Annotated in this window: 14 protein-coding genes; 11 read left to right on the top strand and 3 right to left on the bottom strand. The window is 67.3% G+C overall.

The genetic code is table 11. The features are described from left to right. Positions 1-260, bottom strand: a 260-nt coding sequence (locus U9978_RS18605) for a DUF397 domain-containing protein (RefSeq protein ID WP_322762411.1), incomplete at its 3' end; no start/stop codon positions are given. Between the two features lie 97 nt (positions 261-357). After that, the gene (locus U9978_RS18600; RefSeq protein WP_322762410.1) at positions 358-483 is read right to left on the bottom strand and encodes a hypothetical protein; all 126 of its coding nucleotides are present in this window, start codon (positions 481-483) and stop codon (positions 358-360) included. A gap of 274 nt (positions 484-757) precedes the next feature. On the opposite strand from U9978_RS18600, the gene U9978_RS18595 reads away from it, so the two are divergent. From U9978_RS18595 to U9978_RS24165, 7 genes are all read left to right on the top strand, one after another. After that, positions 758-2,722, top strand: coding sequence for a serine/threonine protein kinase (locus U9978_RS18595; protein WP_322762409.1), 1,965 nt, complete (start codon positions 758-760; stop codon positions 2,720-2,722). Positions 2,723-2,804: 82 nt separating this feature from the next. Then, complete coding sequence (locus U9978_RS18590) at positions 2,805-3,557, top strand: hypothetical protein (protein WP_322762408.1); 753 nt, start codon at positions 2,805-2,807, stop codon at positions 3,555-3,557. 465 nt (positions 3,558-4,022) lie between these two features. Further along, positions 4,023-4,271: an antitoxin gene (locus U9978_RS18585; RefSeq protein WP_322762407.1), complete on the top strand. Its 249-nt coding sequence runs from the start codon at positions 4,023-4,025 to the stop codon at positions 4,269-4,271. Beyond that, the gene (locus U9978_RS18580; RefSeq protein WP_322762406.1) at positions 4,268-4,678 is read left to right on the top strand and encodes a type II toxin-antitoxin system VapC family toxin; all 411 of its coding nucleotides are present in this window, start codon (positions 4,268-4,270) and stop codon (positions 4,676-4,678) included. Before U9978_RS18585 ends, U9978_RS18580 begins: the two co-directional genes overlap by 4 nt. An 86-nt stretch (positions 4,679-4,764) precedes the next feature. Then, on the top strand, positions 4,765-5,205 hold the full coding sequence (locus tag U9978_RS18575) for a hypothetical protein (protein ID WP_322762405.1): 441 nt from the start codon (positions 4,765-4,767) through the stop codon (positions 5,203-5,205). 230 nt (positions 5,206-5,435) lie between these two features. Continuing rightward, positions 5,436-5,666, top strand: a complete 231-nt coding sequence (locus tag U9978_RS18570) for a FitA-like ribbon-helix-helix domain-containing protein (RefSeq protein ID WP_322762404.1) — start codon at positions 5,436-5,438, stop codon at positions 5,664-5,666. Then, entirely contained in the window at positions 5,596-5,883 is a 288-nt protein-coding gene (locus tag U9978_RS24165) for a type II toxin-antitoxin system VapC family toxin (RefSeq protein WP_416211038.1), read from the top strand. Before U9978_RS18570 ends, U9978_RS24165 begins: the two co-directional genes overlap by 71 nt. 146 nt (positions 5,884-6,029) lie before the next feature. On the opposite strand, the gene U9978_RS18560 is transcribed toward U9978_RS24165, so the two are convergent. After that, positions 6,030-6,959 carry a hypothetical protein gene (locus tag U9978_RS18560; protein WP_322762402.1) on the bottom strand — a complete coding sequence of 310 codons (930 nt, stop codon included), beginning with the start codon at positions 6,957-6,959 and terminating at the stop codon, positions 6,030-6,032. A 595-nt stretch (positions 6,960-7,554) separates the two neighbouring features. Here U9978_RS18560 and U9978_RS24160 point away from each other — a divergent pair. The 4 genes from U9978_RS24160 to U9978_RS18540 all read left to right on the top strand — a co-directional run bounded on the left by U9978_RS24160 (position 7,555) and on the right by U9978_RS18540 (position 9,188). Further along, positions 7,555-7,806 carry a type II toxin-antitoxin system Phd/YefM family antitoxin gene (locus tag U9978_RS24160; RefSeq protein ID WP_416211041.1) on the top strand — a complete coding sequence of 84 codons (252 nt, stop codon included), beginning with the start codon at positions 7,555-7,557 and terminating at the stop codon, positions 7,804-7,806. Then, positions 7,803-8,057: a Txe/YoeB family addiction module toxin gene (locus tag U9978_RS18550; RefSeq protein WP_322749717.1), complete on the top strand. Its 255-nt coding sequence runs from the start codon at positions 7,803-7,805 to the stop codon at positions 8,055-8,057. Before U9978_RS24160 ends, U9978_RS18550 begins: the two co-directional genes overlap by 4 nt. Before the next feature lie 273 nt (positions 8,058-8,330). After that, positions 8,331-8,498 carry a hypothetical protein gene (locus U9978_RS18545; protein ID WP_416211040.1) on the top strand — a complete coding sequence of 56 codons (168 nt, stop codon included), beginning with the start codon at positions 8,331-8,333 and terminating at the stop codon, positions 8,496-8,498. A 135-nt stretch (positions 8,499-8,633) separates the two neighbouring features. Then, positions 8,634-9,188: a Uma2 family endonuclease gene (locus U9978_RS18540; RefSeq protein WP_322762400.1), complete on the top strand. Its 555-nt coding sequence runs from the start codon at positions 8,634-8,636 to the stop codon at positions 9,186-9,188. Positions 9,189-9,384 lie beyond the last annotated feature (196 nt).

Genomic DNA, 9,384 nt, shown 5'->3' with positions numbered 1-9,384 from the left:
GGCGGCGCGTCGAACTCGTCGTTGCGGACGCCACGCACGAACACCTCCCACTCCCGCGGGGAGAACCGAAGCACCGGCCCAGCCGGGTCCTTCGAGTCGCGGACGACGACTTCGCCTGGTGCGAACGCGACATCGACGCAGGTCATCTCCGCGCCGCGGGAGAAGCTGCTGCGCCGCCAGGCCGGCGCCGACGGCGCTGGGCGGCCGGCCGTCCCGACGGCGGCGTCGGCCAGAATGCTGATCGCAGAGTTGATCGACATGTTCTTCCTTCGGTGTGCGCGGGGCCGATGGGACGCCGAGCTCCGGGACCGGCCGTCCCGCCCCCCGTTGGCGGGACGGCCGGTCCGACGAGAGCCATCAGCGCGCCGCGGCGTCGGACGGATCGACGGTGCTCTGGCTGGCTGGTGGCACGTCGAGCACACCGGAATTCGCCGGGATCGCCCAGACTGTGCCGCCCAAGTCGGTCTGGGCCTGTGCCCGCACAGGGCCGACCACCCTGTGCCGGCACAGCCTCGTTACCGGCGCATACCGCCCCTACGCTCAGCCAGCGGGCCGGACATCCCACGCTCGCGCGGTTGCCCGGCAGGGGGCCGCTATCGTCACGTCTCACATCAAATGATCCGCGTCGATCCCCGTCGATCCTCGTTCGGCGCAGCCCGCGCAGAGCAGGCGGCGTCCGGCTGGCTCGGCGTCACCCTCGGCGCCCTTGCGGCGCCGTTCACCAACCGTATGACCAGCACATCCCTGGGGGGAATGCATGACCGAAACCGGAGTCGACCCGGCCGCGCACTGGGTCGGCCCAGCCACGCGGCCGGACACCTACGTACTGAAGGAAATGATCGGGCGGGGCAGCGAAGGGGAAGTGTGGCGAGCGGAACTACCCCTTTCCACCGAGGGACGCGCCACGGTCGCGGTCAAGACCATGTTCCGGCCGCCGGGCGATGATGCCTGGGAGAAGCAAAGCCGGCTGCTGACCACCCTCAGCCACCCCGGTCTGGTCCGCGTCACAAGCATGTTCATCGGGCCGTCCTGGCACCTTGCCGGCGCGGCCAACCCGAACACCCGCGTGGGCTACGCCGTCATGGACTTCGTCGCGGGCATAACACTGCGCGAATGGTGCGACGAGAATCCGGACGCCCGGGTCGGCGAGCGGATCCGCAAACTGCGCACCGTCGCCGCCGCGCTCGACCACATGCACTCCGGCGGCCAGACCGTCCAGGGAGTGGCACACGGCGATGTGAAGCCGTCGAACATCGTGGTCCGCGGCGACGGCGTCGCCGTCCTGGTCGACCTGGGCCTGGCCCGGCTCACCGACGGGACCGGGATCGCCGGCCGCACCGCGCCCTATGCCGCACCCGAGCTGCGGGTGGTCAACCCGATCCCGACACCAGAGGCCGACCGGTTCGCCTTCGTGGTGACCACCGCCGAGGTCCTGCTCGGCCACCTGGTACCCCGGGTCGACGGCCTGGGCTGGGTCGACGAGGCCGCGCTCGAGGAGGAGCTGAACCGCAACCCGCGCACCGCAGACCGGCCGGCCCTGGTCAAACACCTCCTGGACGCGCTGGCCGCCGACCCGCCCGGGGAACGCTGCCGCCCCACCGCCGTCGGGTTCACCGCGACCGGGGATGCCGCGGTGAACGGCGCCGTGCCGGTTACCCGATCCGACTGGCTCTCCGTCTGGCTCGACTCCGCCACCGAGACGCTTTCCCACATCACCAGCACAACCGGCGGCCCAGCGACACCGCCGCCCACGCCAGCCCTGGTCACGCCCGCCCTGGTCGCGGACGGTTCGGTTGACGTAACCGCGCTCTCCTTGCCGCGCGGCGTCCCCGCCGGCGGCTGGCCGGCGGCCCCGCAGACCAGGACGGGCCCAGGCGGCGGGGCGCCGGCGCGTCCCGAGGTCGCGCACCTGCACCCGCCCGCGCCCCATCCCGGAGGCGCCACCCCGCCGCCCGGCGGGACCCCGGCGCCATCGCCGAGCCGCAAGTGGTGGCCGTTCGCCGCGGCCGCGGCCGCGATCGTCGTCATCCTCGCGATCGTCGTGTCGCAGCTCCTCGGCGGCGGCAGCCCCGGCCCCACCACCCCGGTCGCCCAGACATCGAACAACACCATTCCCGGGGCGACCGGCCCGGCGACGATCACCCCGACCGGTCGCAGAACAACCGAACCGACCCCCTCGGGAACAACCGAACCGACTCCCTCGGGAACAACCAGGTCGACTTCCCCGGGAACAACCAGCCCGGCCACGCCGTCCAGCGCACCGCAGATCACCGGGACGACCAACCTCTCCTCCATCAAGCCAGTCCGCATCAATGGTGTCACCGTGAGTACCGGGTCGGAGCAGATCGGGACATCCAGCTACCCGTTCAGCGTCCGTCTTGCCTGCCTAGGCGCTTTCAATCCCGACGTCACCTACAATGTCGCGGGGTATGCGTTCCTGGACGCTGTGATCGGTGTTCCCAATGACGCCACCAATGCGGCGGGTAGCACCACGGCCCTCACATTCGTCAAGGACGGCTCGATCCAGCTGGGTTCACCGATCAACATCGCTCTCGGGCAGCCGCAGCAGGTTCACCTGGACCTGCAGGGCGCCCAACAACTGGTCATCAAGTGCAGCCCCACTGTCAACACCACCCACCAGGTGACCAACATGGATATCGCTTTGGGTAACGCGACCATCGGCCCTGGAACCTCGGTCGCGAGCAGCCCGAAGTCGCCCTGACGACCGACCTGGACGAGGCGGCGCCGGCAACCCACCGGCCCGCCTAACCCACCACAGGTGACATCGGTGTGGAAGGCGGGACATGGACGCGCAGGTTCCGCCGGACCGGTGGGTCCTTGCTTATGAGTACGGACCGAGGCGTTGCCGGGTGCCGGTCGGGGGGCGGCTTCAGGTCGGGCGGACGCTGACGGTCGGCCGGGAGGCGCGGCTGCCCCTCGGGGTCGAGATCCCGAACACGCGGATCTCCCGCGAGGCCCTCGTCGTGACCGCGACCGAGTATGGCTGGGACCTCGACGTCCGCAACCGCAACGGCGCGACCCTGCATGCATGGGGTCAACCGCCGCAGGCAATCGCCGGGCAGGTACGGGTCACCTGGCCGCGCGCCGCCATCCGGATCCTCACCCTCGACCTGCCGGCCGAGACGTACCACTGGGTGCTGCTCGAGGCCGACATGCTGCCGTTCCCGACGGCGGATCCGCGCCCCTCCCGGGACACCACGACCGGCATGACGGCCACCCCGCCGCCGCCGTTGCCGATGACGCCGCCGCAGGAGGAGGCCGTGCGGCTTGTCTTCGCGGACCTGCTGGCGTGGCCGCCGTCGCTGCCGGCGAAGCCTCTGCAGCTCAAGCAGGCCGCCCGCCAGCTGAACATCAGCGAGCAGGGCGTGCGCGACCGGCTGGGCTGGGTCCACGACCGCGCGCTGCGGCTCGGCCTGCACCAGGAGGTCGGACTGACCGCGCCCGAGTACCTCTATTTCCTCGTCAGTGCCGGCTATCTTTCCCCGCCGACCGCGCAGCCCTACCGTGTGCGGCGCCCTTGGCTGGACGAGCCCTGACCTCTGCCACGCGGACGGGTGCCCCACAGGTCGTGCGGCGACCGGGCGGACGGTGATTTCGGGACCTTCGACCACGATCAAAAAATGCTTCCAATGACACGTTAGGTCCACCACGCAGCGTCACAAACCATCTGACCTGCATGAATAAGAGCGCCCGGCAATAGGGGCGTGGATCAAGGAGCGAGACTGGGGCACGTAGATCGCAAGGCGGAGGAGGAAGGCACCGGAGGTGTTGGGTGTCGACCGACGACAACGATGCGAGGTGCGTGCCCCAGCCTCGCGACGCCGCGTCCCCTATTGCCGGTCGCTCTAAGTTCTACCTATCGGGCCGGATGATCCGGTCGGCACTGAACGGGCAGGTCAGTGGTCGGACGGGGCCGCGTCGACCTTGCGGTAGCCGCCCAGCCGAGTCGACAGCGGACACCTGGTATATACTACTGATAGCTATCACTTGCGGGAGGCGTCATGGCGGACACGGCGATCGCGAGGCTCTTCACTCACGGCAGAAGCCAGGCAGTGCGGCTCCCGAAGGAGTTCCGACTGCCCGGCGACCGGGTCCGTGTCCGGCACATGGGAGACGGCGTGCTGCTGGAGCCGATCGCGTCCGATGTCGATGCCTGGTTCGCCGAGCTGGACCGCTTCGCGGACGTGCCCCTGTTTGAGGACGGCAGGAACCAGCCGCCGACGCCCGCCGGGGAGGACTTCTTCGGGTGAACTACCTCCTGGACACCAACGCGGTGGTCGCGCTGCTGCGGAACAAGCCCGCCCGCGTGCGGGAACGGTACCGGGAGGCCGAGGCATCCGAGGACAGTCTCGCACTTTCGTCGGTCGTCTTGTTCGAGCTGTGGTACGGCGTCGCGAAAAGCGCTCAGGTGCCGGAGAACACCGAGCGTCTGCGGGTACTGCTCTCCGGCGACCTGGACCTGCTGGACTTCGATGACGAGGATGCCCGTACCGCCGGCCAGGTTCGTGCCGCCCTGGAAAAGGCCGGGACGCCGATCGGCGCCTACGATCTGCTGATCGCAGGGCAGGCGCTGCGGCGCGGGCTGACAGTCGTCACGGCGAACACCTCGGAGTTCAGCCGGGTCACCGGCCTGAATTGGGAGGACTGGACAAGCTAGCCGTCGTCGGCACCCGCCGTCCGGGGTCGTACGCACAGCAACGATAAGGCTGGCAAAGAGGTGGTTCGTCTATTGATTGACCACTGATGGCCAGCGCAGATCTCGGCTACGGGCCGGGACCGCGCCACGCCCTGGCCCTAGCCGAACCCGATGATTACCTCAGCCGACTGAGAACCAACGGAGTGACGGTCACAACAGGACGTACCGCATTCCACCCCGTCCAAGGCGAGCTTGGCCCGGTGGTTTGCCCACGCTGTGATCAGACGATGCTGCTCGAAGACGCAGGGACGGGGGCGACAACCAAGCAATGGGAGGCGTTCAGCGACGCGATCGACAGTTGGCACAACGGCGGGCCAGGCGACATGGCTTGTGCGAGTTGCGGACAAATAAGCCTCCTCCCACCATACGAGGGCACCTGGTCCGCCCGGCGCGGCAGCTATCGCGTGCTCTACGAAATCGGAGAAGAAAACCGCATCCTGATCGTAACCGCCGTCGAGTACCGGTCTGACGCGTACCGCTCGCGCTGACCGTGAGACTCGACGCGGAACAAAGGCCCTGCGATGAACCCATGGTCCTTTTCCAGGTCCTCGGCCGACGGGGAAAATAGCGACTGCTCAGAAGCGATGATCGGATGAGATGATGATTAGAGCGAGATGACGGTGCGCGAAATCTTGATCGAAGCGCCTGCCGGTACTGAAAGGCCGGAAGAACCTCGACCAAGATGGCAGACTGCTGGCATTGCAGATAAAATGTAGGCATGACTGCGATCACGATCCGCGACGTCCCGGACCCGACTCTGGAGGCGCTGAAGCTCAAGGCCGCGCAGACGGGCCGCAGCCTGCAGGCCTACCTTCTCGACCTGGTCGCCCGAGATGCCCGTACGCCGACCCTTCCGGACATGATGGCCCGCCTCGACCGTGAAACGCGCGCCGAGCTCGCTACCTCGGACATCCTGGCCGCGATCGACGAGGGCCGGGAACGCGGGTGAGCAGTCCGGCGGCCGTGATCGACTGCTCGGCGCTGATACGTACGTTGACCGATCACGGTCCGACCGGGCACGCGTCCGCGACCTGCACCACAACCTCAGTGCCTACGACGCCCAGTACGTCGCCCTCGCCGAGACCTTGGGATTGCCGCTGATCACCAGCGACGCCCGCATCGAACGCAGCGCCGCCACCAAATGCCCCGTCGAGGTCTTTGCATAACGCGGGAGCCAGGTCACAGCACCTGGTAGGGCCAACGGTCGCTGGACGAACTGGATGTCAAGACCTTCGAGCATATGTTCGCCGTCAACGTCCGGGGCGCTCCACCACCGTGCCGGGCGACACCGCGGGAAAGCCGGCTGAGCGGGTCACTGGACAGCCCTCAGATAGTGCGCCCAGTATCCTTGGTTCGGGGCATAGCGCGCGGACAGGGTGGCGAGGTCCCCCGGTGGGGGCTCGCCGTATACGCGATGCACGGCTTTCAGAAGCTCGGCGTCGTCGGGCAGCAACTCCATCCGCCCCAGCCCTCGGATCATCACGAAGGTAGCTGACCAGCGGCCGATTCCAGGCAGTGAGAGCAGAAACCGCTCGACCTCGTCACAGGCGCCCGCGCGCAAAAAGGACTCGTCCACCTGCGCCAGCTTCTGAACCGAACCGAACAGGTACCCGGCCTTGCGACTGTGGCCTACCAGCTCGGCGAAGTCTTCCAGCGAGAGCGCGGCGAGCTGCGGAAGCGACGGGAAGGGTTGCAGCTCGACGCCGAACCCGCTCACCGGGGGATTGACGTGGTGCATCAGACGGAGCTTCGCCTTGCGGGCCACCGGCAGCGGTGTGCGCTGGGCAAGAATCGCCCACACTATGTTCTCCTGCGGTGTCGGGAACTTCACCTGATGGTAGCCGCGCATCCGGGCCTCCACCGCGGCGAAGGCAGGATCGCCGGCCGCCACGCCGGCAAGCTCCGAGAGGTCATCGTCAAGGGACAGGTAGAAGGTGACACGGTCGGCGACCATGGCCCGCAGCTCGTCCGTGACAGGTCCAGACGATGCGATGGCGACCTCAATCCACGAGTCGTCGGACCCGGGACCGATCTGAGTGACCACCGACCGGTCGAGGAACCTCCACGCTTTCAGCAAGCGGCCCTCAACCACCTCCTGCTCGCCCTGGGTAGCTGGAAAGCCGCAGATGAATCGCAGCGAGTGATCCCAGGAAAAGGGAGCCCGGACCGGCACGTACAGCAGCTCCCCTGCATCCATTCGGCCGCCCTTCGGTGGAGTCATCCTTGACGAGGTCACGCTCATCTGTCCTCCTGGACCGCAGCCGACCTGGGACAGCGCCGTATGCCCCCACGCCCCGGCCGTTGCTCCTGTCAGAGAGCATCCTAGTGTCTCGTTCCGACACTCCATCGCCCGCCGGTTCATCGCAGCCGCTCCTCGTGTCAGCACTCACCCCGCCGTTCTTCGGATCGGCCGAATCAGGAGTCCGGCGAGCCGTCACAGCTGCGCCATGCCTCACGATTCCGCCAGCACACGGCGTGTCGCCAAGCGCGCCATGAGTACTGACGACGTCGGTTCCCGAAGGAATTTCGAGGTCTATCTCCAGTGCGTCAGAACGGGCCTACATATCATTGTCGTCGCCGCCACCGAGCGTGAATATGAAATCGTCCTTGAGGCGTCGCGGCAATTTCTGGAAAGGTGCCACACGCGGACCTCCGGAAAGGTTGACCACGCACCTGAACGCCGCCCCGAGCGGAGGAGTCTCGGATCCACTGTGGACCTGGTCGAGCCGGGTCAGCCTTCGACGGGGGGCCGGTACGCCAAGGACCCTTGCCGATCCCCAACTCGGGACGTACAATTTTCTGTACGTACAATTTCCTGTACAAACGAGGAGGATGCCATGCGGACAATGACTTACTCAGAGTCACGCGCACGGTACGCAGAAGTTCTCACAGCTGTGACGGACGACAGGGAAGAGGTCGTCATCACACGCGCCGGCCACGAGCCGGTGGTGATCGTCTCCTTGGATGACTACCAGTCACTCAAGGAGACGGCATACTTGCTTCGCAGCCCGGAGAACGCGCGCCGACTGCTGATCGCCATCGACCGGCTCGAGAGCGGCGGCGGCGTCGTCCGGAACCTGGCGGAGTGAAGCTCGTCTGGGACGAGAACGCCTGGCAAGACTACGTATGGTGGCAAACCCAGGACCGCAAGATACTCAAGCGCATCAATACCCTGATCCAGGACATCGCCCGCAACGGGAACGACGGCATCGGCAAGCCTGAGCCCCTGAAGCACGGGTTTCAGGGCTACTGGTCGCGGCGCATCAACGACGAGCACCGACTCATCTACAAGGTTAGCGGCGACGAGATCCGCATGGCTCAATGCAGGTACCACTATTGAGGCATCGAGTAGGCTGGGGCAGTTACAGAACACACGTTCGAGCCATTCGAAGATGTCCAGTCGCCCGGCGGCACCGGCTCCCTCACCCACGTTCGCCGGATCCGTAGCTTTGGGCCCTCCAGATCCGTAGGTCTGGTCGGGCGAGCCCCCCGACCATCCACCTGCCCGACCCCGACGACCGGCACGTGGTCGCCGCCGCCGGCTGGGTAGGCCTGATGCCGACAGGCCGCTACCGAGCACGGCTGCACTCCCGCCCAGTACGCGCTCGCCTGGCTGCTGTCCCAGGGGACTGACGTGGTGCCCATCCCCGGCACGGCGAACCGCTCCCATCTGAACGACAACCTCGGCGCGGTCGGCCTGGCCATCACCACCACCGGCCTGAGCGTCGCGGCCACCGGACGACGCGCCGACCCGGCGACTGTCCACATGGAACAGCCGTAACCCCGAAACAGCAGGCGACGGTGCGGCTGATGATGACGGCGTCCGGCACGGTGGCAGGATGGACGACGGCGCTACGCTGGCTCGCAAGGATCAGGCCGTCGGGTCACCTGAAGGAGGTGCGCCATCACTGCGGAGATGGTCGCTCCCGCCTGGATGCACCAGCAGATCACGGCGGAGCAATACGACTCCTGGTCCGAGGAGCAGTCCGCGGGCATCGAGATCGTGGACGGGATGGTCGTCGTGAGCCCTAGCGCGTCCAAGCGTCACAACCGCCTGATCAAGATCCTCGCAGTCGCGTTGGAGGCCGCCGCGGGTCCGGACTGGAACGCGGACTTCGACTTCGATGTCCGGCTGCAGGACGTTCCGCTCACGAATCGGCGTCCGGACGTCGTCGTGTACCGCGCCGACACGATCGACATCATGCCGGCCCGGCCCGAGCACATCCTGCTCGTCGTCGAGGTCGTCTCGCCGGGCTCGGAGACGACCGACCGGATTGTCAAGGCCGAGCAGTACGCGAGGGCCGGAATCTCGTACTACTGGCGGGTCGAACAGCCCCCCGCCGGCGTCCCGGTCGTCTATACCTACGTCCTCGACCCGGCAACAAGCACGTACCGTGACGGCGATGTCTTCACGGGCGTCGTCGATGCTGCCGCACCCTTCCCAGTCAAGATCGACCTTACTCGGCTGTAGCGACGTCTGTCGCGCGCTTCGGTACGAGTTAGAGCGCCCGGCAATAGGGGCGTGGATCAAGGAGCGGGGCTGGGGCACGTAGATCGCGAGGCGGCGGAGGAAGGCACCCTGGTGGTGGGTGTCGACCGACGACAACGATGCGAGGTGCGTGCCCCAGCCCCGCGACGCCGCGCCCCTATTGCCGGTCGCTCTTAGC

The organism is Protofrankia sp. Cr2 (assembly GCF_963555885.1).
Lineage (GTDB): Bacteria > Actinomycetota > Actinomycetes > Frankiales > Frankiaceae > Protofrankia.
The sequence above is the reverse complement of the archived record's forward strand: the minus strand, read 5'-3'. Positions and strand labels throughout refer to the sequence as shown.